The organism is Solibacillus daqui (assembly GCF_028747805.1).
Taxonomy (GTDB): Bacteria; Bacillota; Bacilli; order Bacillales_A; family Planococcaceae; genus Solibacillus; species Solibacillus daqui.
This window is the reverse complement of sequence record NZ_CP114887.1, coordinates 2,765,465-2,790,767: the sequence shown is the minus strand read 5'-3', so window position 1 is coordinate 2,790,767 and position 25,303 is coordinate 2,765,465. Positions and strand designations below refer to the sequence as shown.

Here is a 25,303-nt window from a genome sequence, read left to right as displayed (position 1 = left end):
GGTAGAACTTAAGTGTTTTCTAGTGGGGGAAATATGTTTAGCAATGAAAATAAAATTAGATCAAATGCTGTTGTTTTTTTAGTTGTGACGATTATGCTGGCTCTATTATTTGATAAAGTGCCTACACATCAGATGGATATATATACATTTTTAGGATTATTGTTAGTAACAATTTTTGCGGCTTGTTATCCATTGAAATATGGACAAATGGAACGCATTAATATTTTTTGGATAATGATTCCGGTTTTATATTTGTACGGTTTACCATTGATGATACTGTATTATCAATTAGCTATATTCGCTTTTTTATTAATAAGTCGTATGAAATTGGGGAATTTTTCACATTACCCAATCTATGCGATGGTGTTTTTTGTTGGACCTTTGTTGTCTTATACAATCATTACGATATTCGGTTTTGAATTTGATACAATGCCTTTTTTACAAATGCTGTTGGTGAACTGTCTATTTTATGCAATATTTGCTCTTTTTAGCGGAGTTGTAATAATGACTTTAAATAAGCAAGTTAAAGGTTTGAACTTAGTTAAATATAAAGAGTCGCTTTTTGGAGAGGTGTTAAGTTCCATATTTTTTGTACTGTTAGGTACTGCATTGTACACGAATTTTTTAATGTATGGAAAGTATGCAGTTGTAGGTGCATTATTAGTTTACATAATTACTGTAAAAATTTATCGGAATTATGATGCCACGCTGCAAAAGTCGGCAACATTAGAAAATGTCATGGAATTCCAAGTGAATTTTAATGATTATGAAACACAGCAACAAATTACAAAAGAATTTTTACAAAAGGTGATACTTGTTACTGGAGCAAAACAAGTTTCCGTTGTTTATGAAACAGAGGAACATTTTATTTTTAATAATGCACAGCCTGAAAAACGTTATATCGACCGGTTTCAGCTTAATTTGTTACAAAAAGTATTTGCTGAAAATAAGATTCACTATATAAAAAAACGTGCCTATTTGCAAATGGAACACTGGCTGGAAACGGATATTAAAACAGAATCTTTATTGGTCATTCCTATTGATCAATTCGATCATCCAGCGATGCTTGTGCTAGAAAGTGATGCGCTTTTTGCGTTTAACAAAGTTCAAGTTGAACATTGTAAACTGCTAGTGACGGCATATAAAACGGCATTGGAGCATAAATCGGTCATAGAAGAAACGATTTATAAAAGTGAACGATGTGCATTGACAAATTTGTACAATTATCGCTATCTAACTGAACGTATTGAAGAAATGGAATTACAGTTAGTTCAACATAAAATGGATAATATATCGGCCATCATTTTAGATATTGACCATTTTAAACGTTTGAACGATACGTATGGTCATGAAAATGGAAACAGTATTTTAAAAGAGTTCGCGGCTCACTTACAGGCACTTGTTGATGAACAGTATGTTTTGGCTCGTTATGGTGGAGAGGAGTTTGTAATATTATTACCGAATACGACTTCCGATGAAGCACTAAAATTAGCTGAACATTATCGTCAAGTGATAGAAACGCTATCATTTCAAATTACAGTATTAGAGCGGCAATTAAAAAAAGAAATGGCAGTGCATGTGACGGTATCGATTGGGGTAGCTAGTATTCCAGAGCATACAAATAAATTATCAGATTTAATTACATTTGCTGATAAGGCATTATATGTTGGGGCAAAGCAGGCAGGGCGTAATCGTGTAGCTATTTTTAAGTAGCGATTGTCTGTTTAGCTCGAATGAGATCGAAAAATTTTTTTGGCGAGACGACATTAGTCTCGTCTTTTTTTATGCACATTTTGCTAGAGTAGAGCTAAAAGAGTTGAGGTGATTAATAAATGAAAAAAATAAAAAATAATGTAGTCTTTCAAGCGATTTTTATTGGAAGTATGACAGGAATCATTGGGGTATTGTTATTAATCATGCTTTTAAAAATGCCGACTGAGGAAAAAGCACAAGATGTTGATTCAGTTGTGGAAACGGCTGTACAACAACAAGAACAACAAGAACAACAAGAAGTTGTACAAGTTTTTTATGCGTTGCAACATGGTGTATTTTCGTCTTCTGAAAGCGCGGAACAATTTGTTGCGGGGTATCCAACGTTAAATAAATCAGCAATTATTGAAATAGATTCACAATATTTTGTATGGTCGCGACTAGATATTGAAAAGGTGGAAACGGCATTAACGGTTGTGCCGAGCGCATTTTATAAAAAACTTACGCTTCATAGTAGTTGTCCTAATGCAGCTCAGCTTCAATTGCCAAAAACATTGAAAGATACGAAATGGCTCACGTTACAATCCGTTGATAAGGCTGATACAACTGCAATTCCAGAAGATTGGGTCGATCGTGCGGAAGAAGTGTTGAAGCTAACAACAAATCCCAATGTCATTCGCCTCCATTTAACAAAAAATTATTTTGAACAGCTAGATTGCATGAAAGTAACTTTTTGAACTGAGAAATATGTGTAAACTGTCAAAATTCATACCTAATATCGAATAAGGACATTTTTCAAAACCGAAATTGTCGTTTACTATAGTAGTGGGAGGATTGGAATATGAATTTTACTACTAATGAACAGCTCGTTTTAGCATCAGCTTCTCCGAGACGTAAAGAATTATTATCGATGTTAGGTGTGCCATTTACGGTTGTAACGAGTAATGTTGAAGAAACAAGTGTAGAGGCTTTTACAGCAGAAGATTATGTAGAAGGGGTTGCGCTCTTAAAAACACGTGATATTGCAGCAAAATGTCCCGAAAAATGCATCATTGGGGCCGATACAATTGTCGTTTTTAACGACCAAATTTTACATAAGCCAACATCACATGAAGAAGCGGTAGCGCATTTAAAGCAGCTACGTGGTAATCGTCATATGGTTATGACAGCGGTCGCCATCGTTTTAGCAGATGGTACAGAGCATACTATTGTCGAGAAAACTTCAGTACTTTTTAAAGAAGTGTCGGATGAAATGATTGAAGCATATGTTCAAACAAAAGATCCGTTTGATAAGGCTGGTGGTTATGGCATTCAAACGAGTGGCGCCTTACTCGTTGACAGAATTGAAGGAGATTATAATAATGTCGTTGGTCTACCGATTGCGTCTTTAGTCCAAAAAATGCTTACATTACAACTTCTAAAACTACACGTTTAGGAGTGATGGAAATGATTAGAACTACTATGCAAAATATGAAAATTCATGATGTCCATGAAGCAGATCGCCCACGTGAAAGGTTGCTGCGTCAAGGAGCAAAAAGTCTTTCTAATCAGGAGTTAATCGCGATTTTACTCGGTACAGGAACGAAACAAGAATCGGTACTTACTGTGGCCAATCGCGTATTGCTAAATTTCGAAAAATTACACAATCTAAAATTTGCCACACTAGAGGAAATGACTGAAATTAAAGGCATTGGTGAGGCTAAAGCTGTATTACTACTTGCAGCGATTGAGCTGGGGAGAAGATTAGCATCAAAAGAAGATGAGCAACGTTACACAATTCGGTCACCAGAAGATGCAGCTAATTTTTTAATGCAAGATATGACATCATTACATCAGGAACATTTTGTTTGTTTATTTTTGAACGTCAAAAATCAAATTTTGCATAAGAAAACGATTTTTGTTGGAAGCTTAAATGCTAGCATTGTACATCCTCGTGAGATATTCCGCGAAGCAGTCAAACGATCCGCCGCTTCGATAATTTGTGCGCACAATCATCCTAGTGGTGTACCTACCCCAAGCCCTGAAGACATTGACGTTACGACACGTCTATACGAAGCCGGGAAAATTATTGGAGTAGATTTGCTGGATCACGTTATCATCGGAGACCATCAATTTATTAGCATGAAAGAAAAAGGCTATTTTTAAACAATAAGATGCTGTCCTAAAAGTCACATTTTTTTGGACAGTGCAAGTCTAGTGTTTTAATAATCCGCTTTAGGCGGGGCTTCTGCGGTGGTCAGAATAGGAACGAATGCTAAAACCGTCACATCGTGTGACAACGCATTCATGACCAGCATCGTGCTGGCCTCCAGCCTCGGCGCAAAGGGAGTGTCCCAGATATACTTCTAGGATACTCCCTTTTTTATGCATTTTTGTTACATCACTATAATAATTGTTACATAACAATAAATAATTAAATGTTATTGCATCATGGAACTTTTTGTTGTTATATTCGTCATGTCCATGTTGTTATATTGTTAAATCTTACATATTAATTTTATTTGTTTCAAAACGAATTTCGAAATACAATAGATAAGTAGTGTTATATGAAAAATATTCGACAAAAGTCGCGATTCAGTTCTTGTGACACTATAATTTCTTGATGTAATTCGTTATAATAGAGCGTATGATTTTTGTAACATCATAAATAAACAATGGTTTTTATAAGAAAGGGAGTACTAATTTGTTTGGATTAGGGAATAAAGATGTCGGGATCGATCTTGGCACAGCTAATACACTTGTGTTTGTAAAAGGAAAAGGAATCGTATTACGTGAACCTTCAGTAGTAGCGAAAAATACGAAAACTGGAGATATTGTAGCAGTTGGTAATGATGCTAAAAATATGATCGGCCGTACGCCAGGTTCAATCGTAGCAATTCGTCCAATGAAGGATGGTGTAATTGCTGATTTTGAAATTACAACAGCGATGATTCAATATTATTTACGTGAATCAATGAAAGCTTCTGGCTCTAATTGGAAAAAACCGAATGTAATGATTTGTGTACCATATGGCATTACTTCAGTTGAACAACGTGCAGTAATCGACGCATCTCGTCAAGCAGGTGCAAAAGAAGCATTCACGATTGAAGAACCATTTGCAGCGGCAATCGGTGCCAACTTACCGGTATGGGAGCCTACAGGTTCTATGGTCGTTGATATCGGTGGTGGTACAACGGAAGTTGCAGTTATTTCATTAGGCGGTATTGTAACAAGTGAATCTGTACGTGTTGGTGGAGATGCAATGGATTACGCGATTATTGCTTATATTCGCAAAACGTATAACTTAACAATCGGTGAACGTACTGCAGAACAAATTAAAGTTGAAATCGGTACAGCACGTGCAGAAGGCCCAGCGGAAACAATGGAAATTCGTGGCCGTGACTTATTAACAGGTTTACCAAAAACAATCGAAATTACATCAGATGAAATTTCTAAATCATTACACGAAGCAATTGTGGCTATTTTAGATGGCGTGAAGAAAACATTAGAGCAAACACCGCCAGAATTATCAGCGGACGTAATGGAGCGAGGTATCGTATTAACAGGCGGTGGCGCATTATTACGCAACTTAGATAAAGTGATTAGTGATGAAACAAAAATGCCTGTATTTATCGCGGAGAGCCCATTAGACTGCGTAGCAATCGGAACAGGTAAAGCACTAGATAACATCGATCTTATTCGTGCTCAACAATTGAAATAAGGAGGACTTTTCTTGTGCCACAATTAACAAATAAAAAATTAATCATACTTTTAGTAAGTGTAATTTTTCTAGTGGCATTGATTGGTTTCTCTTTACGTGATCGTCATAACGCAACATTACCCGAAAAACTTATTAAAGATACAGTTGGCTTTGCACAATCGCTTGTAGCAAAGCCAACGAACTACATAACGGGTATTTTTAGCAATATTGACTCGCTTATGAATACGTACGATGAAAATCAACGCCTAAAAATGCGCTTAGAGGATTTTGCTGTATTACAAGCGGAAGTAAGTACGCTAAAGGCCGAAAATGCTTCATTACGTGAACTTGCCAAAGTAGAGGAAAGCTTACGTGATTTCGACCCGATTCAGGCGACGGTCATTGCAAGAAACCCTGATCAATGGGAAGAAAAAATTATTTTAAATAAAGGTACTGCTCATGGTGTTGAAAAAAACATGGCAGTTATGACATCGCGTGGATTAATCGGTAAGATTGTTATCGCGACACCGTATACTTCTGAAGTAGAACTGCTTTATACGAATAATGAAAATTATCGTGTTTCAGCAATCGTCTTTGGGGAAAACAATGAAGAAATTCATGGTTTAATAGAAGGTTATGACGCAGAGCGTAACGAATTATTACTAAAGCGCATCGATTCGAAAATTAAATTAAAAGTAGGCGGAAAAGTAATTTCATCTGGTTTAGGGGGGATTTTCCCTAAAGGAATGTTAATCGGTGAAATTACGGAAGTTACAACAGATGATTTCGGTCTGACGAAAATGGCCTATGTAAAACCAGCAGCAGACTTTTCGATGCTAGAAAATGTCATTATTGCAAAGCGTAAAACTACAGCAGTAGATGGCTCTGACGGCGATGCAACGAATGCGGATTTAACAAATGAAGTAGACGAGGCAGCAGTTGAGGGGGATGAATAATGATCACTCGATTGGCTATTGTACTTGTTGGAGTAATATTATTTTTAGTAGAGTCTGAATTTGCGATGTTTTCACCACTTCAGTGGAATGACGGCACGTATTATTTAATTCCACGTTTTTTAATTTTATATTTAATCTTTTTAGCCATTTATTATAGTCGTAAAAAAGCCATGATTTATGGCTTAATTTTTGGGTTATGTTTTGATGTATTTTACATTAATATTATTGGGCTATATACTGTGTTATATCCTGCCATTTGTTTTGTTGCGGCTTGGTCTGTGAAGCGTGTACAGTCACATTTAGTATTCACTACATTTTTAGCTATAGGGCTATTAGCAGTATTAGAATTCATCTTATATGAATTTTTCTATATGATTCAATTTACTACGATGGCGTTGCAACCATTTTTAGTTTATCGATTAGTTCCAACTTTAATTGCAAATTTTTTATTTTTAATAATGCTTGCATGGGCGTTTAAATATTGTATTAGCGCTCGCGTATTTCAACGCGCTTAAGTAGCATTAAAAAATGATGGGAAGAAACAATTCACTATATTGGATTGTTTCTTTTCATAATAATTTGGCGCGAGGTGACGGAAATTGCTATGAAGAAGCAACTTGTCCATATTAAAGGTACGAAGGATGGATTGGTCCTTCGTTTAGAGACCAATGCTCATATACTGAATTGCTAGAAGAACTAGGAAAAAAAGTTACAGATGGACATCTTGATGGTAAAATAGATGTACAATTGCACTTAGGAAAACGTTACTGTACACCCGAACAAAAGGCACAGCTTATAGAAGTTGTCGAGAAACAGCAAAAATACCGTGTGAAAAATATTCAAAGTGATGTACTAACTGTAGAAGAAAGTAAAGAACAGGAAGAATCAAGTCACTTTGAAACATTTGTTGGAATTGTACGTTCAGGGCAAGTATTACGTGCAACTGGAGATATTCTAATTTTAGGTGATGTCAATCCAAATGGACGTGTTGAAGCAGGGGGCAATGTCCATATAGCAGGTAAACTAAAAGGAATTGTTCATGCTGGAGCAAATGGCAACGAAGAAGCAGTCGTTTTTGCTTCTCATTTTGAGCCGACGCATGTGTTAATTGCGAATCTTGTCGAAGTAATGACAAACGAAAGCAATTATTTTTTAGAACACACGTATCAAATCTTTGCCTATGTAAACGAAGATGGTACGATTTCCTATGACCGAATCCAAGAATTAAGAAATATTCGACCGAATTTATCAACATTTAAAGGAGGGAGCTAAATGAGTGAAGAAGAGTTTTTATTCTCTAAGAATATTGATGAAGCAAATACTCAATATGCTACCTTACATAAGGAAGGGGCCGCTAATGTGGGAGAAGCAATCGTTATAACTTCAGGAAAAGGTGGCGTAGGGAAGACGACTACAACCGCCAACCTTGGAACTGCATTAGCACTGCAAGGGAAAAAGGTGTGTTTAGTCGATACTGATATCGGGCTACGAAACTTAGATGTTATTTTAGGATTAGAAAATCGTATTATTTATGATTTAATCGATGTAATTGAAGGTCGTTGTAAAACACATCAAGCGCTAGTAAAAGATAAGCGTATTGATGATCGTTTATACTTATTACCTGCTGCTCAAAATACAGATAAGAACGCTATATCTCCTGAGCAAATGAAGGTATTAGTTGATGAGTTAAAACGTGATTTTGACTATGTATTAATCGACTGTCCAGCAGGGATTGAGCAAGGTTACCGTAATGCTGTTGCTGGTGCGGATCGAGCAATCGTTGTTACAACGCCTGAAATTTCAGCTGTGCGTGACGCAGATCGCATTATTGGTTTACTTGAACAAGAGCCAATCGAACCGCCAAAATTAATTATTAATCGTATTCGTAAACATCTAATGAACAATGGTGATGCAATGGATATTACTGAGGTTACGACGCATTTATCAATTGATTTATTAGGTATTATTGTAGATAGTGAGGATGTCATTAGCTCATCAAATAAAGGTGAACCAATTGTGATGGATCCGAATAACAAAGTTTCTCTAGGTTACCGTAATATTGCGCGTCGTATTTTAGGAGATTCTGTGCCACTAATGACTTTAGAGGACGATCAACCAAAAGGCGTATTAGCAAAAATTAAATCATTATTTAAATAATGAATATAAGGAATGTCAAAAGTCGAAAAAACTTTTAGCATTCCTTTTTTCATGCACTTTTGTATGGAGCATATAATAGAGAAAAAAGGATAGGATGGTGAGCTTGAAAAAATGGCAATGGCTCATCGCAATCGCTCTTTTTCTTGGCATTGCAGGTGCTAATTATTTTGGGGATTTAACGTTAAAACGAGCTATTAATAAAATTGTTTATAGCTCGGATGATTTACTGTATATGCGCAAATTAGTTGTAGCCATCACACAACCAAAAGACCAACAGATTACAGTGACGGCTCATTCTTCGGTGGAGCAATTACAGATGTTCGAAACAATTGAACGCTTTAATGATGGCTATTTACTAACGTATAAAGAGCCTTTCGTTTTAAATGCGCTCTATGACGGACTTATAATTTTTACTGGTCATACACAATACAATGGTAAATCGATTTCAGTTATTTATGATAATGGGATGACGATGACATTTGGTTTTGTTGATGACTTTTATGTGTTGCCATACACATCTGTTAGTAAAGGAACTGTTATGGCAACGAAAAAAAGTGGTGAGCTTTATATTCAAATTGAAAAAGACGGTGTTATTTTGGATATGGAACAAACTACTCAGTGGTTAAAGGATCGCGAAATTTAAATGAAGTATTCAATTCATCCGGCATTTTTATTGCTATTATTGATGATCGCACTTTATGGTAATATTGCATTATATAGCGCGATGATGATTTCGTTAGTGATCCACGAGCTCGGTCATTTTCTAGCGGCAAAATTTGTAGGAGTTCAAGTTGATACTTGTAAAATTATGCCATATGGTGGAGAAATGACTTTAAAGCACGAAATGCAATTATCGTATCGGCAATTGATCGTCGTTGCAATGGGTGGACCAATTGCAACATTAATAGGGATTGGGCTTAGTTTATTATTGCCACCGTTATTAAAAGGGTTATTTATCGAAATACAGTTATTTATTTTATGCATTAATTTATTGCCAATTTGGCCGCTTGATGGTGGAAGGATTCTTTGTTTTACACTCTTAAAACAATATTCTTACTCAAAATTGTTCGAATATTACGTCTCTAGTTCTTTCTATTTACTTACAGTCACAATTATCGTACTATTATATTTACTACCACAATCTCTTTCTTTAGTTGTCGTAAGTATATTCTTATGGAGCAAAGTCATAGGAGATTGGAGAAATCGAAAATACCGTTCAGCATTTGAAAAACATGTAATGAACAGGTTGACTTAAGAATTTTGGTATGGTAGTATTTTAATGTTATTGTTTGTAGCACCCGTGCTACTGCAACCGCGCTGAACAGGTTTTAAGTATCTTTTATGATCACCTGCAATTCCGGGCGAGTCTGAGTCTAAGAGGAGGTGCATTTTAATGTACGCAATTATCGAAACTGGTGGTAAACAAATCAAAGTTGAAGCAGGTCAAGAAATCTACGTTGAAAAACTAGGTGTAGCTGCTGATGAAATCGTTACTTTTGACAAAGTTTTATTCGTAGGTGGAGAAACAGTTAAAGTTGGAGCTCCAACTGTTGCTGGCGCTACTGTAACAGCTAAAGTTGTTAAAGAAGGTAAGCAAAAGAAAATTACTGTTTTCAAATTAAAAGCGAAGAAAAACTACCGTCGTAAACAAGGTCACCGTCAACCATACACTAAATTAGTAGTTGAAGCAATCAACGCTTAATTATAGGTGATATTATGATTACGGTAACTATTTACAGTGACGCAAATCGCAAATCGTATGGCTTTGAAATTTCAGGTCACGCATTGTCGGACGTCTATGGTCGAGATTTAGTTTGTGCAGGCGCTTCTGCTGTTGCTTTTGGTGCAGTAAATGCGATTCCACAAATTATCGGGATAACTCCCGAAATCGATCAAGGTTCACAAGGAGGTTACTTAAAGGTAACAATTCCTCAAGCGGATTTGAATGATGAAACAGACGCTAAATTACAAGTTATTCTGAACACAATGGTGACACAGTTCTATACAATGACTGCAAGCTATTCAGAATATATCGAATTGAAATATAAAATGATCTAGGAGGTGGAACAGTATGTTATTATTAACTTTAGATCTTCAATTCTTCGCATCTAAAAAAGGTGTAGGTTCTACTAAAAACGGACGTGACTCTGAGTCAAAACGTTTAGGCGCTAAACGTGCTGATGGTCAATTCGTTACTGGTGGTTCAATTCTTTACCGTCAACGCGGTACAAAAATTTACCCAGGTACAAACGTAGGCCGTGGTGGAGATGATACTTTATTCGCAACAGTTGATGGCGTTGTTAAATTCGAACGCATGGGTCGCGACAAGAAAAAAGTATCTGTATACCCAGTTGCACAAGAAGCATAATTTTTGCAATTAAAGGACTGCATTTATTGCAGTCCTTTTTTTTGGTAAAAGTAGATCTCAGCATTTGTAGCAATCCCACAGCCATTTCAGTCCTGTGGTCGAAAGTGAAGTGCATTGAGCCCACCAATATCTGTTGAGGCTAAACGAGCGAAAATTTGCTTTTTTAATGAATAATTGAAATTTTCTTAAGTATTGAATGTATTATTTGTGTGAGGTATAGAAGGAAAATTAATCGAAAACTTGTTATACTAATAACGAATCTGTAAAACGGAGAGTGCAAAATGACCGTTTCCAAATTAACTGTTAGCGAAGCGTTACGCTACGCCAATCACGATTATTTAAATCAGCTTCATTTAATTCAAATGAATTTAGATTTAGGCCGAGTAGAGGATGCAAAAAAAGTTATTTTACAACAATCTGAACATTGTAAAGTATTTTCAAATATCAATCGACTGCAGCTTAAAAACACCGTAGAATGGCTACATACAGTACATTGGCGCTACCCGGCTTTACAATTCCAATTATCGAGTTATGTACAAGCACCTATTCGCAGTGAATTTGATGATGCAATTGCGCAATACTTGGAAAAAACAATTATTCATGTTTATGATGTGCTCGATCCTTTTGAAGAACATCAGTTACAATTGAACATTGAAGCAAAAGACAAGGAATGGTCGATTACATTCCATTTGAATGGGAATTGGCGAATGAAGCCATTTTCAATAGAGCAAAATATTTTTGAAGTGAAAACGTATGAACAAACGGATACATCATGGAAATACGTAATTCACATGCATGAGGAGTGAAAGCAATGTTTGTCGATCACGTAAAGATTTACGTTAAAGGTGGAGACGGCGGAGATGGGATGGTAGCCTTCCGTCGTGAAAAATATGTACCAAATGGTGGTCCAGCAGGTGGCGATGGCGCACGTGGTGGTAACGTTATTTTTGAAGTAGAAGAAGGTTTACGTACGTTAATGGATTTCCGCTACAAACGTCACTTTAAAGCTGAACGCGGTGAGCACGGGATGAGTAAAGGGATGCACGGTCGACGTGCGGAAGATTTAATCGTTAAAGTACCACCAGGAACAGTTGTGATGAACGCAGAAACAAAGACGGTTATTGCAGACTTAGTAGAGCACGGCCAACAAGCGGTAGTTGCAAAAGCAGGCCGTGGTGGTCGTGGGAACTGTCGTTTCGCTACACCTTCAAATCCAGCACCAGAGCTTGCTGAAAAAGGTGAACCAGGCGAAGAACTAGAAGTTATTTTAGAATTAAAAGTATTAGCAGACGTTGGTTTAGTAGGTTTCCCTTCAGTAGGTAAATCAACATTATTATCAGTTGTATCTTCAGCAAAACCGAAAATCGGTGCTTACCACTTCACAACAATCGTACCTAACTTAGGAATGGTTGAAACGGAAGATGGTCGTTCATTCGCAATGGCCGATTTACCAGGTTTAATCGAAGGTGCACACCAAGGTGTTGGTTTAGGGATGCAATTCTTACGCCATATCGAGCGTACACGAGTAATCGTACACGTAATTGATATGAGTGGTATGGAAGGTCGCGAACCTTATGATGACTATGTAACGATTAACAACGAGCTTGAGCAATACAATTTACGCTTATTAGAGCGCCCACAAATCGTGGTAGCGAACAAAATGGATATGCCAGATGCAGAGGAAAACTTAGCAGAGTTTAAAAAGAAAGTGGGCGACGATGTAAAAGTCTTCCCGATTTCAGCAGTTTCTCGTCAAGGGTTAAAACCATTATTGTTCGAAGTAGCAGACTTATTAGAGGTAACACCAGAATTCTTATTACATGAAGTAGTCGATGAAGAATCAGAAGCAGTTGTGCTTTATAAACACGAATCAAAAGGCGGAGACTTCGATATTTCACGTGATGATGACGGTTCGTTCGTACTTTCTGGTTACACTATCGAACGTCTATTCAAAATGACAGATTTCAGCCGTGAAGACGGTATTCGCCGATTTGCTCGTCAATTACGTGCAATGGGCGTAGATGAAGAATTACGTAAACGAGGCGCAGAAAATGGCGATACAGTTCGTTTAATGGAATTCGAATTTGACTTTGTTGACTAATGGAGTGAGGGATCTTGATGAAAAACGTAGCAAATCAACGGTATTATTTAGTGCGTGAAGATGTATTAACCGATGCAATGCAAAAAACCTTAGAAGCAAAGCAGCTATTACAAAAGGGTACCGTCGCTTCTATTTGGGATGCAGTAAAGCAAGTTGACCTATCACGCAGTGCATTTTATAAATATCGTGATGCAGTTTTTCCTTTCCATTCAATTGTGCAAGAGCGTATCTTAACGGTGTTTATTCAATTACAAGACCGTAAAGGCACACTTGCCAAATTACTTGAAACCGTATCAGATGCACATTGTAATGTGCTCACGATTCACCAAACGATTCCGATTCAAGGTCGTGCAAATGTAACACTGTCATTAGATGTTACAAGCATGGTCCATGAGCTGGATGAGCTAATTCGTGGCTTAAATCAACTAGACTTTGTTGAATCGGCTGAAGTGATTAGTTCAGGTGCATTATAATAAATCGTAAGTGCTAAATGAGCGCATTAACCTAGATGAAAAAGGGTTGTCCAAAAGTTTTCGGACAGATTGGACAGCCCTTTCTTTTTATAAAAAATTAACAGAAAATTTAGAACTTGAAATTGAGGGGGTAATTAGATGTCACAACAACAATGGGAAAAACGAATTGCGTATTTAGGTCCAGAAGCATCGTTTACATATTTAGCGACAAAGGGATTATTTCCAAATGACTGGCATATTCCCTATCAATCGATTCCAGAATGTATTGAAGCTGTTGCAGAAGGGAAAGTGGAGTTAGCAGTTGTGCCAGTAGAAAATGCGCTGGAAGGTTCTGTGCCGCTTACAGTAGACTATTTATTCCATGAGGCAGAGCTATTTGTTACAGCGGAAGTTATGTCAAAAATTCAACAGCATTTGTTAGTGAATAAAAAATATGCAAATCATGTAGACATGCTTGAAGAAATATACTCACATCCACATGCATTAGCGCAATGTCATAAATTTTTATTTTACAATCATGGGAGTGTAAAACAAACTCCATATGCTTCAACAGCAGCAGCCGCTGAATTTGTATCAAAGACGGAAGATCGTTGCATTGCCGCGGTGGCAAACGCATCGGCAGCTGTAAAGTACGGCTTACATATTGCAGAAACAAATATTCATGATTTTCATTTTAACCATACGCGCTTCTTCGTATTATCTAAACAAAACATTCGTCATGGCATAGTGCCCTTAAAAGCACAGCCGAAAACGACGTTCATGTTAACATTGCCAACAGATGTATCTGGTGCGTTACATCAAGTGTTATCGGTATTTGCATGGCGCAAAATTAATTTAAGTAAAATTGAATCGCGTCCACTGAAAACAGGGCTCGGGAATTATTTCTTTATTGTTGATATACTAGCAGATGAGGATGAACCGATGATGAAAGGTGCAGTAGAGGAATTAAAAGCGCTTGGCTGTACTGTAAAGTCACTCGGAACATATTTTACGTACGTAACACCTGAATGAGGTGAATCAATAATGGAACGTATAATATTATTTGATGGAGAATGCAGTTTTTGTGATGCAAGTGTGCAGTTTATTTTAACGCGTGATACAAAAGCAGTTTTTCAATTTGCAGCGCTTCAAAGTGAGATAGGGCAGGCATTGCTAAAGAAATTTCAAGTACCAGTAGACATTGATAGTTTAGTGCTTCTTGAAGGGGAGTGTTATTATTTGAAGTCTACTGCGGCGTTAAGAATTGCGCGGCAGCTGGCTGGTTTGTGGAAGCTGATGTTTGGCGTAATCCTAGTACCGAGGCCTTTGCGCGATGCAGTCTATAGCTATTTTGCGAAAAATCGTTATCGTTGGTTTGGGAAAAAAGAGGCATGTATGCTACCAACAGTGGAGCAGCGAAGTCGTTTTTTAGTTGATCGAAAAGAATAATATTTTCTATGAGATCCACAAAGATATGAAATACGTTTTTCAAATAATTTAGAGGGTGTGCTAGAAGTTGAAAAAACTTTTCGCACACTTTTTTTACTTGTTCCAGCAAAAGTCCTCAACTTCTATTAGTGGGAGGAAATACCAAGTGTGTCCTTCATTCAGTGGGGTCAAATCCGGCTGAATAGAGGTACTCAGGTTAAGGACGCCGCGTCGTGCGGCAACGCCTAAGTTACCAACATCGTGTTGGCCCAATGCCCCTCGGCGGATGTCACAGATTTTTTAGAGGTGTTTTAAAGATGATGTTATCTTAAAAACATCACATCCTGTGACAACGGCTTACTGACCCACGTCCTGTGGCCCCAAGCACGAAAAAATTTGGACGTAATTACGCCGAGGTGTAATTGATTATCGCTGTTTAACAGCTAATGCCAGTTGCCGAATCCCTTGCTCTAATTGCTCATAAGAGGCGTATGCAAACGATAGACGTAGATGATGAAAATCATTTGGTTGATAAATATAGCCGGGATTGATGAGAATATTTTGGTGAAGTAATTCGAGAAACAGGCCCTTATTAATAATTGGTTTTTCAAAACGAAGCCAAATATAAAAACCACCATTTGGTTGCTGCCATTTTGCATAAGGTTGTATGTAGCGCTGCAAAAGCTGTTCAACAAATTCGGCACGTTGGTGTAAGTCATGACGAAGTTGTTTAATATGCTGTTCGTACATGCCAGACTGTAGCCAATGTGCAACTAATTGTTGAGAAAGGGCACTAGAACCGTAATCAGTTTGCATTTTAATATCTGCTAAACGTTTAATAACTGATTCAGAGGCGACGATCCAGCCAATGCGCAGTCCAGGACTTAATGTTTTGGATACACTACCAATATAGAGGACATGTCCACTTTGATCATATGCTTTTAAAGGGAGCTCATTATCTGGCTGAAATAATAGTTCATGATAAACATCATCCTCAATAATAGGAATTGCTAGTGCCTTACATGCCTCTAAAACAAGCCGCCTTTTTGTGTTAGACCAACAGTGTCCAGTTGGATTGTCTAAAGTAGGAATCGCATAAAACAAGCCTTGATTATTTCTTTTTTTTGTTAAGAGCGTTTGCTGGAGCTGTTCATTTATTTTGACGCTAGTCATGCGCATACCTGCAGATTGAAAGGAATGTACAGAATTTAAATAAGAGGCCTCCTGCTGAAAAATAAAAGAACCAGGTTGTAAAAGACCAAGTGCGATGAGCTGGAATGCCTGTAATGCGCCGGATGTAATGAGTATATTGTTTGTAGTTGTATGAATACCACGCTTTTGTAAATAATGGCAAAGGGCTTCACGCAACTCTTTACTCCCTTGAGGCACGGAATAACCTAAAACCGGAGCAGTAAGTGATAGCTCGCGTAAAGAATGCTCGATTTGTTTTGTTGGTATAAGCGAAGGCGATAGCTCACCTGTACCTAAACGAATGATGTGTTCATACTGCTCATATTCATTGATGAGCTGAATCGTATCGTCATTCGGTTTATGGACACTAAAATCTATATGTTGCTGCCATTTTGGATGGGTTTCTTTCCATAATAATTGCCACGAATCTTCGCTAATATAGGTCCCATCTCCAGTGCGTGTTTCGATAAGGCCCCTTGCTTTCAGTTCCTCCATTACGACATTAATCGTACTGCGATTCACGTTAAATTGAAGGGCAAGTAAACGTTGAGAAGGCAAGCGCATACCTGGTGTTAAATCACCCTGCCCGAGTTGTGTAGTAAACCAGTTGATAATTTGCTGTTGTAATGTTGTGGATATATTTTTCACTGGTTGCCAGTTCATCGTAGCCCTCCTATAAATTGGTTGGGTTATTTACCATCCAATTGGTCGTTTTCTATTAGTATAAAACGGTTTACAGTAGAAGGGAAATGGAGTGAATGAAATGGAAGCTGTTGTACATGGTCTTGTGTTAGCATTTGGGTTAATATTGCCTTTAGGTGTTCAAAACGTATTTATCTTTTCACAGGGGGCAACTCAACCGACATTACTACGTGCATTGCCTGCCACAATTACGGCTGCACTTTGCGACACACTACTGATCGTTTTGGCAGTATATGGGCTGTCGTTAATTATTTTGCAATATGAGGGTTTACGTAATGCTTTAATGTGCGTTGGTATTTTGTTTTTACTATATATGAGTTATTCAATTTGGCGTTCGACACCGAATGACCAAAGAGTGGGCCAAGCAATTACTATAAAAAAACAAATTATTTTTGCATTATCCGTGTCATTATTAAATCCACATGCAATTTTAGATATAGTCGGTGTAATAGGTACAAGTGCAATGAAATATAGCGGTGAGGCACTTTTCTTCTTTACAACAACTTGTATCGTAGTGTCATGGATTTGGTTTTTCGGATTAATGTTTGCGGGTTCATTAATGAAGCAGTTGAATAATCAAACAAAGGTGATGACCATCTTTAATAAATTTTCTGCACTCTTTATATTTGCAACGGCAGTTTATTTGTTTATTGGCCTCATTAATTTGTAAAGAAATGTTTGAGTGAAAAGGAAATTTTTCATTCAAGCATTTTTTAGTGGATAAAAAAGCAGAAATTGTTTAAATAAATTTGCATTATAATTAAATCAAACTTTCAGGTATTGGCACTCGTCTAATGATTTGAAGGGAGGAAGTAAAGTGGATAGCTATTCAATTGAACAAACAAAACAACTTACCTATGAAACAATCATCGATGAACTTATGACTAATTACGGGCAAGATATTTTACAGCTTGTTATGCAGTACGTACATAATCGCAATGTTGCAGAAGATTTAACGCAAGAAATTTTTATGAAGTGTTATAAGGCATTGCCAACATTCCATTTTAATTCCTCGCTAAAAACATGGCTATGGCGCATTGCGATTAATCATGCAAAGGATTATTTAAAAAGCTGGTATGTAAGAAATGTAGAAACGAATAATGAGGACCTGTTTGCACTGCCGGTGAAATACCGTGAAGTCATTTATTTATGCTATTACGAGGAGCAACCGATGAAGGAAATAGCAGACGTGTTACAGTTAAACGAAAGTACTGTGAAGACAAGGCTTCGTAAGGCAAAGCAATTATTAAAGAAACGATTGGAGCGTCAGTGATATGGAAGAGCGCTTAAAAAATTTACAAAAAGCAGTCGATCGAACGGCTTTTAAAAATATCGAATTTACAAACGAGCATCAAGAAAAAATACGCAAGCAAAACCAGGTACTACCTCTAAAACATAGGATTTTATCCATGCTTATAGAAGCAAAATCAGGCATTGAACTGACGCAACTATTACATGTGCGAGGTGTTGAGCAAATTGTTGAAAATGAGGGGCTCATTTATTCGTTATTACATGAAGCTGAGCAACAGGGCTTGCTTAGTTCAAGTTGGGAAGAAGGTGTAAAATATTATCAATTATCAAAATACAGTAAAAAGCAATTACACCAGGAAGGTGAACATGTAAAGCTATCGATCAAAGAACGAATTCTGGGGGTACGCATGCATGTCGAGTAAACAATTTTTGCAGCAAGTAACGAGTCATATTCGTTCCAAGGAGGCGCGCGGTTATGTGGAGGAAGAATTGCAACAGCATATCGCGCATTCAAAACAAGCGTGGGTGAACAAGGGCTACTCAACAGAAGAAGCGGAGCAAATAGCGATTAGCGAAATGGGTTCTCCATCACAATTAGGAAAATCAATGGACAAAATTCATCGACCAAAATGGGATTTTTGGTTAATTGGCGCAGTCATTTTGCTTGTTGCAGCAAGCTTTGTGCCGATATTTACGATGGATTTAAGTATGCAATATGGACAAAATATTGTTCGTTATTTAATAGAACAAAAAATCATCCATATCATACTAGCCATTTTGCTAATTGTTGCGTGTATATTTGTTGATTACCGTAAATTACAGCGCTATCGTATGGTGCTTTATACAGTAGCATTACTCTTACTAATGATGATGCTTTTTATACGTAATGAAACTCATAACGGGGAAGCGATGTTTAGAATTGGTCCCATTCTTTTTCAGGCATGGACAGTGTTACCACTATTGGTGGTAGCTTTTGCTGGAATTTTTGCAGAAAGTCAATATAATACTTGGCAGTTAACGGGTTTAATTATACTTCCATTAGCCATGTTCTTGATGGTTCCCAATCTTGCCGTAGCAATGCTGTACATTGCCGTTATGGTAATATTGTTTAGCTTTAGTTATTACACGCGGAAAATTAAACTAACCGTGTTTTCGATAGTGGGTGGGGTGGGAATTGTGTCAATCACGTACCTTATATATGCCTATCACTATTTGCTTGCACCTTATCAATACATGCGCATTAAAGCGTTTTTACATCCTGAATTATATCCGGATTCAGCAGGCTATATGATACTACAAATTAAAGCTGCACTTGCGAAGGCAGGTTGGTTTGGTTCCGAAACCATTTACTATTTACCTGAAGGTCATACAGATTTTGCATTAGTCCAGTTAATCCAAACATATGGGTATAGTGCGGGTATCACGGTGATTGTTGTCATCCTTGCGATTGCAATTCGCATTTTATGGATTTTACGCACAATGCCACAATCATATGGGCGATTGCTTGTGCTATCGGTAGTCACATTATATAGCGTCCAAAGTGTTTATTCCATATTAATGGTATTTGGATTGTTGCCGATTACAGAAATCCCCTTGCCGTTTATAAGTTACGGTATTACACCATACCTGCTTAATGCATTAATAATCGGCGTTGTGTTAAGTGTATATCGTAGAAAATTATATATGACGAAAAGAAAGGTTATTACATAAAATAAAACAGCTTAGCGGCCATGATGCCGTTAAGCTGTTTTCGTTTAATGTTCGATTAAAAAGCCGCGTTCGCGTAATTTTGCTTCAGCTAATTTTATACTTTCTTTAGAAGTTGCGCTAATCACATGTAAATGTGTTCCGTCTGTTAATGCTGATAAATAAAGGGCGTTCGATTCTTCGACTCGTTTCACAAATTGCTCCACCTCTAAACGATTGGATACCATGATGGATGCGGTAATTTCACCATAAACGGGATGTTCAACAATGACGCTTTCTACTGTAACGCCACAATCAACTAAAATAAATAGCTCATCCTTTGCTTCATCCGGCTTATGCGCGCATACAATTTTACGTGTGAATTTTTCTTGTTGCACATGATGCATGTAAACATAGCCTTGACTTGTCGCGACAATTGGTTCATTGCGTGCTTTCAATAAATTCATGTCATTAACAATTACTTGACGTGACACATTTGTATGCTTTGCTAAGTCCGTACCTGTTAATGGTTGCTTCGCATTTTTTAGCAAGGCGAGAAGTTCGATTCTGCGTTCTTCTCCTAATAATTTTTTCATTTATTCCACCTCTATCAACGTAGCTGTACCTTTAAGTGTAACACAACTTTTAACTACTTGAAGTAAACATTGTGGCAACTAGGCAATTTATGCATATGCTATTACGAGAAAAGGAGGAAAGATGTGCGCGTTCATATTGTCCAAAAGGGAGATACTTTGTGGAAAATAGCCAAGCAGTATGCAGTTGGCTTTGAAGAATTAAAGCGTTTAAACGCACATTTGACCAATCCCGATTATATCGTACCGGGAATGGAAATTTATTTACCTAATAGTGCACCGAAAAAAGAGGTACAGCATGTAGTGAAAGAACAGCACGTAGTGAAAGAACAGCAGAAGCCGGTGAAGGAGACGCCAGTGCAACCATCAAAGCCTACTCTACCCCCGACTCCAACACCAACGCCAACACCATTACCAGTTCCGCAAATTCAAAAACCGCTGTGGCAAGGAGATTTTTATTTCCAACCGCCAATACCGCAGCCAATGCCGATGCCAAATTGGCAAACGCATGTACATGTCCAACCATCGATTGAGCAAAACGTAACTGCACCACAACCGCAGCCAATGCCACAACCAATACCGCAACCACAACCAATGCCACAAATGATACACCCGCAGCCTATTTTTATTCAGCAACCACCTCAACCACAGCAGCCGATTTATATCGAGCAGCCGATGATGATGCCACATCATTGTATGCCGCAAATGATGCCACATCATTGTATGCCGCAAACGATGCCACATCATTGTATGCCGCAAATGATGCCACATCATTGTATGCCACAGATGATGCCACAGATGATGCCACAGATGATGCCACAGATGATGCCGCAAATGATGCCGGAAATGATGCCGGAAATGATGCCAATGCACCAATGTCCGCATTGTCACCGTATGCCGATGGAAGAGTCCATGAATATGCTTCCAATTATTCATGAAGAGTCCCCGACAAAAGATTGTGACTGCTCTGATCAAGATCAACAATTACGCCATTATTATGATGAAATTCATCAGATGATGTGTAACCCGAATCCTTGTCACCATCCACAAATGATGCCGCATCCCACATTTATGATGCCACAGATGCAACAAATGCACCCGATGCATCAAATGCCATCTCAAAATAAATCATGTCGAAAGTGATTAAAGATAATTGTTGGCAATGGGATTCACCAAACGGCCGTTTTTTTATGAAATATTATGAAGATATAGGGCTTGCACAAAAAGTGAAATATGTTCATCAAGAGCTAGAAAATATTGATTTTCCATACCATGTGCCACTTGAGCAAAATGAAAGTGGCCATATTTTAAAGCAAAAATGGATTGATGGTACGAGTGTAAACTATGAAAAAAGAGCGCATCAAATACAAGCGCTACAAGCACTCGAAACATTACACAACACATCAAATAAAATCAATTGGTCTCGAGAAGAATTGCCAAACTACCATCTCCTACAAAAATGGCAACGGAGATTTGACCGTTTTGTTATGCAACAAGAGGCTTTAAAAAGCTTGCTCCGTGATAATTATGACATTATTGTAAATGAAGCTTTAGCAGCATTAAATGCAATTGAACAAATTCAAAAAAATCAGGAAGCAATTACGATACTGCATGGGGATGTCGTTCATCATAACTTCATGGTCACAGCGAATGAGGTAAAAATAATTGATTTTGATTTGGCAACTCTTGGGGAAGCATCGGATGAGTTGATATTATGGATGCATCGCGTGCTACCTCAAACAAACTATAATTTAAAAAAACTCATGAAAACGCACCCGTACTTACAAACAGCCCATCATAAATTACAATATTTAAATTTCCCCAATGAAATACTGAGAGAAAGTTTGTTTTATTTGAAATTAAACGAACGACAGAAGCTTTCATGCTATCCATTTATCCAATCGATTGTCCGGGATTGGCTCAAATATAAAGCATCGTTAAAAAGTACGATTCAAACAATGATGATGTAGAATATGTTACACTTAGAAAGGCTGTCTAATAGGCAGCCTCTTTGTTTTGATTAATGCAACGTATGTTCGTAAGTTCCAATCAAACTATGCTATAATGAAGCAAGAAATGTGAGGGATGAACGATGTATGATTATTTAAAAGGACAAGTGACACGTATTACACCAGAGTATATCGTGTTAGAACAACAAGGGGTAGGCTGGTTACTTTATACGCCAAATCCTTATGCTTTTCGAACATCAGCAAGTGATCAGCAAATTTTCGTATCGATGCAAGTGCGTGAAGATGCACAAAATTTATACGGTTTCCATAGTTTAGAGCAACGTGAATTATTTAAAAAACTCATTCAAGTGTCAGGCATTGGTCCAAAAGGTGCTTTAGCTATTTTAGCAAGCGGTAATCCAACATCAGTGATTCAAGCTATCGAAATGGAAGATGAAGCTTTTTTAGTGCGTTTCCCAGGGGTCGGTAAGAAAACAGCGCGTCAAATGATTTTAGATTTAAAAGGCAAGCTTGATATGCTACTTGATGCTGATGTATTACCAAGTGCCGAAGATGAGCTACCGTTGTTTGGTGTCAATCCAAATAAACATGAGCTAGAAGAAGCAATGCTTGCATTAGTCGCGCTTGGCTATTCAGAAAAAGAACTCGATAAAATTAAACCTCAGCTTGAAGAAGATGATAGCTTAACAACGACAGATGCCTATATTAAACAGGCATTAAAATTATTATTAAAATTGAAATAAAAAGGAGTGAGAACTTTGTCAGACCGCGTACTTTCTGGACAAGCGACCGAAGCTGAACAGCAATTTGAGCTTTCGTTAAGGCCACAACGCTTGGCGCAATACATAGGCCAAGATAAAGTAAAGGACAATTTAAAAATCTTTATCAAAGCCGCAAAGCTACGCCAAGAAAGTCTTGACCACGTTCTCCTTTATGGTCCACCAGGTTTAGGGAAAACAACATTGGCAGTAGTTATAGCTAATGAAATGGCGGTAAATGTAAAAATGACAAGTGGTCCTGCGATTGAACGTCCAGGTGATTTAGCTGCGATATTAAGCTCACTTGAAGCAGGCGATGTATTATTTATCGATGAAATTCACCGTCTGCCACGTGCAATTGAAGAAGTATTGTACTCGGCAATGGAAGACTTTTGTCTAGATATTGTTGTCGGTAAAGGACCTGAAGCACGTTCGATTCGTTTGGATTTACCCCCATTTACATTAGTAGGAGCGACAACACGTGCAGGTGCGTTATCTGCACCATTACGTGATCGTTTTGGGGTGTTAGCACGCTTAGAATATTATGATGAGGAAGCACTTGCACAAATTGTCATTCGATCAGGTGAGTTATTTGGTGTTGAGCTAAATGAACAGGCGGCTTTTGAAATTGCGCGTCGTTCTCGTGGGACACCACGTATTGCCAATCGTTTACTAAAGCGTGTGCGTGACTATGCGCAAGTGTTAGCGAATGGTATTGTTTCAGAACAACTAGCACAGCAAGCGTTAGAATTATTACAAGTCGATCCGCGCGGGTTAGATCATATTGACCATAAATTAATGCAGTCGATGATTGAGCGCTTTGGTGGTGGTCCAGTTGGTTTAGATGCACTAGCGGCGTCAATTGGTGAGGAGCGCATTACGATTGAAGATGTATATGAGCCGTATTTACTTCAAATTGGCTTTATTCAGCGTACACCGAGAGGCCGAATTGCTACGATGATTTGCTACGAACATTTTGGCTACCCGCCAGCACAAAAAGAATAAGAAGGAAGTTTTAAACGTGAGAGTAGAAGATTTTGATTTTCATTTACCAGAAGAATTAATTGCCCAAACACCATTATTAGACCGTACTGCGAGCCGATTAATGGTTGTAAATCCGGATTCATTAGCACTTGAGCACCATAAATTCGGGCATATTTTAGAAGAGCTAAACGAAGGGGACTGTCTTGTATTAAATGATACACGTGTCTTACCTGCTCGATTAATGGGGGAAAAAGAAGGCACAGGGGCACACATCGAGCTGCTCTTATTAAAGCAAACAAAAGACGATGAGTGGGAAACACTAGTCAAACCTGCCAAGCGAGTAAAAGTTGGCACAGTTGTGACTTTCGGTAACGGTTTATTAACAGCAACTTGTACTGGTGAGCTAGATCATGGTGGCCGAACGTTCAATTTTAAGTACGACGGTATTTTCTATGAAATTTTAGATCAATTAGGTGAAATGCCTTTACCACCATATATTCGCGAAAAATTAGATGACCAAGATCGCTACCAAACCGTATTCGCGAAAGAGCGTGGTTCAGCAGCAGCACCAACAGCAGGCCTTCACTTTACGGAAGACTTATTGGAAGCGATAAAAGCAAAAGGTGTAAAAGTTGTATTTATTACATTACACGTAGGTTTAGGAACTTTCCGCCCTGTAAGTGTTGACTCAATCGAAGAGCACGACATGCACTCAGAATTTTACAGTGTTTCAGAAGAAGCAGCGGCAACGATTCAAGGTGTAAAAGATGCAGGTGGTAAAGTCATTTCTGTAGGTACAACTTCAACACGTACGCTGGAGACGGTAGCGCGTGATAATAACGGTAAAATCGTGGCTTCACAAGGCTGGACAAACATTTTCATTTTCCCAGGCTTCGACTATAAAGCGATTGATGGACTTATTACAAACTTCCATTTACCAAAATCAACACTTGTGATGCTTGTAAGTGCATTAGCTTCAAAAGAAACAATAATGAATGCATATGAAAAAGCAGTAGACGAAAAATATCGCTTCTTCAGTTTTGGCGATGCGATGTTTATTCGCCCGAAGAAGTAATTTGCAATTACCTTTAAATCTCTATACAATAAATATCTGTGTGCACCTACTACAACAAGTGGTAGGTGTTTTATCATCATTCAGCGGTTGTCTGGGACACCCGCTGAATGATGATAAGCCTCTGGTAGATGTCACAGATTTTTTAAAGGAAACTTTTTGAGTAAACTCAAAAAAAATCTGGACGCAATTACGCCGAGGCGAAATTGATTCGAAGTAGTGTTGATACTTTAGAAAAGCGAGGA

29 protein-coding genes, 1 pseudogene and 1 other annotated feature are annotated in these 25,303 nt (G+C 37.9%); of the genes and pseudogenes, 28 read left to right on the top strand and 2 right to left on the bottom strand.

The genetic code is table 11. From position 1 onward, the window contains the following. Nucleotides 1-33 precede the first annotated feature (33 nt). The 19 genes and pseudogenes from O7776_RS13710 to O7776_RS13620 all read left to right on the top strand — a co-directional run bounded on the left by O7776_RS13710 (nt 34) and on the right by O7776_RS13620 (nt 14,872). On the top strand, nt 34-1,713 hold the full coding sequence (locus O7776_RS13710) for a GGDEF domain-containing protein (protein ID WP_274307588.1): 1,680 nt from the start codon (nt 34-36) through the stop codon (nt 1,711-1,713). A 119-nt stretch (nt 1,714-1,832) separates the two neighbouring features. Further along, nucleotides 1,833-2,447 carry a translation initiation factor 2 gene (locus tag O7776_RS13705; protein WP_274307587.1) on the top strand — a complete coding sequence of 205 codons (615 nt, stop codon included), beginning with the start codon at nt 1,833-1,835 and terminating at the stop codon, nt 2,445-2,447. A gap of 104 nt (nt 2,448-2,551) precedes the next feature. Then, nucleotides 2,552-3,145: a Maf family protein gene (locus O7776_RS13700; RefSeq protein ID WP_274307586.1), complete on the top strand. Its 594-nt coding sequence runs from the start codon at nt 2,552-2,554 to the stop codon at nt 3,143-3,145. Nucleotides 3,146-3,156: 11 nt separating this feature from the next. Then, complete coding sequence (radC, locus tag O7776_RS13695) at nt 3,157-3,855, top strand: RadC family protein (protein ID WP_274307585.1); 699 nt, start codon at nt 3,157-3,159, stop codon at nt 3,853-3,855. A gap of 538 nt (nt 3,856-4,393) precedes the next feature. Then, nucleotides 4,394-5,410, top strand: a complete 1,017-nt coding sequence (locus O7776_RS13690; protein WP_274307584.1) for a rod shape-determining protein — start codon at nt 4,394-4,396, stop codon at nt 5,408-5,410. Nucleotides 5,411-5,424: 14 nt separating this feature from the next. Next, nucleotides 5,425-6,345, top strand: coding sequence for a rod shape-determining protein MreC (gene mreC, locus O7776_RS13685; protein WP_274307583.1), 921 nt, complete (start codon nt 5,425-5,427; stop codon nt 6,343-6,345). Continuing rightward, nucleotides 6,345-6,860 (top strand): rod shape-determining protein MreD, encoded by a 516-nt coding sequence (gene mreD / locus O7776_RS13680; protein ID WP_274307582.1) that lies wholly within the window; start codon nt 6,345-6,347, stop codon nt 6,858-6,860. Before mreC ends, mreD begins: the two co-directional genes overlap by 1 nt. Nucleotides 6,861-6,949: 89 nt before the next feature. Continuing rightward, nucleotides 6,950-7,617, top strand: a pseudogene (gene minC, locus O7776_RS13675) (septum site-determining protein MinC). An 87-nt stretch (nt 7,618-7,704) separates the two neighbouring features. After that, entirely contained in the window at nt 7,705-8,502 is a 798-nt protein-coding gene (gene minD / locus O7776_RS13670; protein WP_274310509.1) for a septum site-determining protein MinD, read from the top strand. A 103-nt stretch (nt 8,503-8,605) separates the two neighbouring features. Continuing rightward, a complete protein-coding gene (locus O7776_RS13665; RefSeq protein WP_274307581.1) occupies nt 8,606-9,145 on the top strand; it encodes a hypothetical protein in 540 nt (179 codons plus the stop codon). After that, complete coding sequence (locus O7776_RS13660; protein WP_274307580.1) at nt 9,146-9,757, top strand: site-2 protease family protein; 612 nt, start codon at nt 9,146-9,148, stop codon at nt 9,755-9,757. A 45-nt stretch (nt 9,758-9,802) separates the two neighbouring features. Beyond that, nucleotides 9,803-9,881, top strand: a sequence feature (ribosomal protein L21 leader region). 14 nt (nt 9,882-9,895) lie between these two features. Next, the gene (gene rplU / locus O7776_RS13655) at nt 9,896-10,204 is read left to right on the top strand and encodes a 50S ribosomal protein L21 (protein WP_008405205.1); all 309 of its coding nucleotides are present in this window, start codon (nt 9,896-9,898) and stop codon (nt 10,202-10,204) included. Nucleotides 10,205-10,218: 14 nt separating this feature from the next. Beyond that, entirely contained in the window at nt 10,219-10,560 is a 342-nt protein-coding gene (locus O7776_RS13650; RefSeq protein ID WP_274307579.1) for a ribosomal-processing cysteine protease Prp, read from the top strand. A gap of 13 nt (nt 10,561-10,573) precedes the next feature. Further along, a complete protein-coding gene (rpmA, locus tag O7776_RS13645) occupies nt 10,574-10,870 on the top strand; it encodes a 50S ribosomal protein L27 (protein ID WP_241369299.1) in 297 nt (98 codons plus the stop codon). A gap of 281 nt (nt 10,871-11,151) precedes the next feature. Continuing rightward, nucleotides 11,152-11,676 (top strand): Spo0B domain-containing protein, encoded by a 525-nt coding sequence (locus tag O7776_RS13640; RefSeq protein ID WP_274307578.1) that lies wholly within the window; start codon nt 11,152-11,154, stop codon nt 11,674-11,676. 5 nt (nt 11,677-11,681) lie between these two features. Then, entirely contained in the window at nt 11,682-12,971 is a 1,290-nt protein-coding gene (gene obgE, locus O7776_RS13635) for a GTPase ObgE (protein WP_274307577.1), read from the top strand. A 17-nt stretch (nt 12,972-12,988) separates the two neighbouring features. After that, entirely contained in the window at nt 12,989-13,444 is a 456-nt protein-coding gene (locus O7776_RS13630; protein WP_241369296.1) for an ACT domain-containing protein, read from the top strand. Between the two features lie 138 nt (nt 13,445-13,582). After that, complete coding sequence (gene pheA / locus O7776_RS13625; RefSeq protein WP_274307576.1) at nt 13,583-14,455, top strand: prephenate dehydratase; 873 nt, start codon at nt 13,583-13,585, stop codon at nt 14,453-14,455. A 12-nt stretch (nt 14,456-14,467) separates the two neighbouring features. Further along, entirely contained in the window at nt 14,468-14,872 is a 405-nt protein-coding gene (locus tag O7776_RS13620) for a thiol-disulfide oxidoreductase DCC family protein (protein WP_274307575.1), read from the top strand. A 405-nt stretch (nt 14,873-15,277) separates the two neighbouring features. Here the strand turns inward: O7776_RS13620 and O7776_RS13615 are convergent, their stop codons facing one another. After that, the gene (locus O7776_RS13615) at nt 15,278-16,705 is read right to left on the bottom strand and encodes an aminotransferase-like domain-containing protein (protein ID WP_274307574.1); all 1,428 of its coding nucleotides are present in this window, start codon (nt 16,703-16,705) and stop codon (nt 15,278-15,280) included. Between the two features lie 100 nt (nt 16,706-16,805). Here O7776_RS13615 and O7776_RS13610 point away from each other — a divergent pair, with 100 nt between their 5' ends. From O7776_RS13610 to O7776_RS13595, 4 genes are all read left to right on the top strand, one after another. Next, nucleotides 16,806-17,414, top strand: a complete 609-nt coding sequence (locus tag O7776_RS13610) for a LysE/ArgO family amino acid transporter (RefSeq protein ID WP_274310508.1) — start codon at nt 16,806-16,808, stop codon at nt 17,412-17,414. Nucleotides 17,415-17,561: 147 nt separating this feature from the next. Beyond that, on the top strand, nt 17,562-18,017 hold the full coding sequence (locus O7776_RS13605; RefSeq protein WP_274307573.1) for a sigma-70 family RNA polymerase sigma factor: 456 nt from the start codon (nt 17,562-17,564) through the stop codon (nt 18,015-18,017). 1 nt (nt 18,018) lies between these two features. Then, nucleotides 18,019-18,417, top strand: coding sequence for a helix-turn-helix transcriptional regulator (locus tag O7776_RS13600; RefSeq protein ID WP_274307572.1), 399 nt, complete (start codon nt 18,019-18,021; stop codon nt 18,415-18,417). Then, nucleotides 18,407-19,705 carry an FtsW/RodA/SpoVE family cell cycle protein gene (locus O7776_RS13595; protein ID WP_274307571.1) on the top strand — a complete coding sequence of 433 codons (1,299 nt, stop codon included), beginning with the start codon at nt 18,407-18,409 and terminating at the stop codon, nt 19,703-19,705. The genes O7776_RS13600 and O7776_RS13595 overlap by 11 nt, the downstream gene beginning before the upstream one ends. Before the next feature lie 44 nt (nt 19,706-19,749). On the opposite strand, the gene O7776_RS13590 is transcribed toward O7776_RS13595, so the two are convergent. After that, entirely contained in the window at nt 19,750-20,277 is a 528-nt protein-coding gene (locus tag O7776_RS13590) for a transcription repressor NadR (protein WP_274307570.1), read from the bottom strand. 123 nt (nt 20,278-20,400) lie between these two features. Here O7776_RS13590 and O7776_RS13585 point away from each other — a divergent pair, with 123 nt between their 5' ends. The 5 genes from O7776_RS13585 to queA all read left to right on the top strand — a co-directional run bounded on the left by O7776_RS13585 (nt 20,401) and on the right by queA (nt 25,061). Continuing rightward, on the top strand, nt 20,401-21,417 hold the full coding sequence (locus tag O7776_RS13585) for a LysM peptidoglycan-binding domain-containing protein (RefSeq protein ID WP_274307569.1): 1,017 nt from the start codon (nt 20,401-20,403) through the stop codon (nt 21,415-21,417). A gap of 47 nt (nt 21,418-21,464) precedes the next feature. Beyond that, nucleotides 21,465-22,244, top strand: a complete 780-nt coding sequence (locus O7776_RS13580) for an aminoglycoside phosphotransferase family protein (protein WP_274307568.1) — start codon at nt 21,465-21,467, stop codon at nt 22,242-22,244. A gap of 122 nt (nt 22,245-22,366) precedes the next feature. Further along, on the top strand, nt 22,367-22,987 hold the full coding sequence (gene ruvA, locus O7776_RS13575) for a Holliday junction branch migration protein RuvA (protein WP_274307567.1): 621 nt from the start codon (nt 22,367-22,369) through the stop codon (nt 22,985-22,987). A gap of 15 nt (nt 22,988-23,002) precedes the next feature. Continuing rightward, nucleotides 23,003-24,007: a Holliday junction branch migration DNA helicase RuvB gene (gene ruvB, locus O7776_RS13570; RefSeq protein WP_274307566.1), complete on the top strand. Its 1,005-nt coding sequence runs from the start codon at nt 23,003-23,005 to the stop codon at nt 24,005-24,007. A gap of 16 nt (nt 24,008-24,023) precedes the next feature. After that, entirely contained in the window at nt 24,024-25,061 is a 1,038-nt protein-coding gene (gene queA / locus O7776_RS13565; protein ID WP_274307565.1) for a tRNA preQ1(34) S-adenosylmethionine ribosyltransferase-isomerase QueA, read from the top strand. Nucleotides 25,062-25,303: the final 242 nt, after the last annotated feature.

Coding starts and splice junctions, on each gene's coding strand:
- rplU (WP_008405205.1), top strand. CDS start 9,896: ATGTACGCAATTATCGAAACTGGTGGTAAACAAATCAAAGTTGAAGCA.
- rpmA (WP_241369299.1), top strand. CDS start 10,574: ATGTTATTATTAACTTTAGATCTTCAATTCTTCGCATCTAAAAAAGGT.
- O7776_RS13580 (WP_274307568.1), top strand. CDS start 21,465: ATGAAATATTATGAAGATATAGGGCTTGCACAAAAAGTGAAATATGTT.
- O7776_RS13710 (WP_274307588.1), top strand. CDS start 34: ATGTTTAGCAATGAAAATAAAATTAGATCAAATGCTGTTGTTTTTTTA.
- radC (WP_274307585.1), top strand. CDS start 3,157: ATGATTAGAACTACTATGCAAAATATGAAAATTCATGATGTCCATGAA.
- obgE (WP_274307577.1), top strand. CDS start 11,682: ATGTTTGTCGATCACGTAAAGATTTACGTTAAAGGTGGAGACGGCGGA.
- O7776_RS13620 (WP_274307575.1), top strand. CDS start 14,468: ATGGAACGTATAATATTATTTGATGGAGAATGCAGTTTTTGTGATGCA.
- O7776_RS13650 (WP_274307579.1), top strand. CDS start 10,219: ATGATTACGGTAACTATTTACAGTGACGCAAATCGCAAATCGTATGGC.
- pheA (WP_274307576.1), top strand. CDS start 13,583: ATGTCACAACAACAATGGGAAAAACGAATTGCGTATTTAGGTCCAGAA.
- O7776_RS13640 (WP_274307578.1), top strand. CDS start 11,152: ATGACCGTTTCCAAATTAACTGTTAGCGAAGCGTTACGCTACGCCAAT.
- mreD (WP_274307582.1), top strand. CDS start 6,345: ATGATCACTCGATTGGCTATTGTACTTGTTGGAGTAATATTATTTTTA.
- O7776_RS13595 (WP_274307571.1), top strand. CDS start 18,407: ATGTCGAGTAAACAATTTTTGCAGCAAGTAACGAGTCATATTCGTTCC.
- O7776_RS13630 (WP_241369296.1), top strand. CDS start 12,989: ATGAAAAACGTAGCAAATCAACGGTATTATTTAGTGCGTGAAGATGTA.
- O7776_RS13615 (WP_274307574.1), bottom strand. CDS start 16,705: ATGAACTGGCAACCAGTGAAAAATATATCCACAACATTACAACAGCAA.
- O7776_RS13700 (WP_274307586.1), top strand. CDS start 2,552: ATGAATTTTACTACTAATGAACAGCTCGTTTTAGCATCAGCTTCTCCG.
- O7776_RS13590 (WP_274307570.1), bottom strand. CDS start 20,277: ATGAAAAAATTATTAGGAGAAGAACGCAGAATCGAACTTCTCGCCTTG.
- O7776_RS13660 (WP_274307580.1), top strand. CDS start 9,146: ATGAAGTATTCAATTCATCCGGCATTTTTATTGCTATTATTGATGATC.
- ruvA (WP_274307567.1), top strand. CDS start 22,367: ATGTATGATTATTTAAAAGGACAAGTGACACGTATTACACCAGAGTAT.
- O7776_RS13705 (WP_274307587.1), top strand. CDS start 1,833: ATGAAAAAAATAAAAAATAATGTAGTCTTTCAAGCGATTTTTATTGGA.
- O7776_RS13600 (WP_274307572.1), top strand. CDS start 18,019: ATGGAAGAGCGCTTAAAAAATTTACAAAAAGCAGTCGATCGAACGGCT.
- O7776_RS13610 (WP_274310508.1), top strand. CDS start 16,806: ATGGAAGCTGTTGTACATGGTCTTGTGTTAGCATTTGGGTTAATATTG.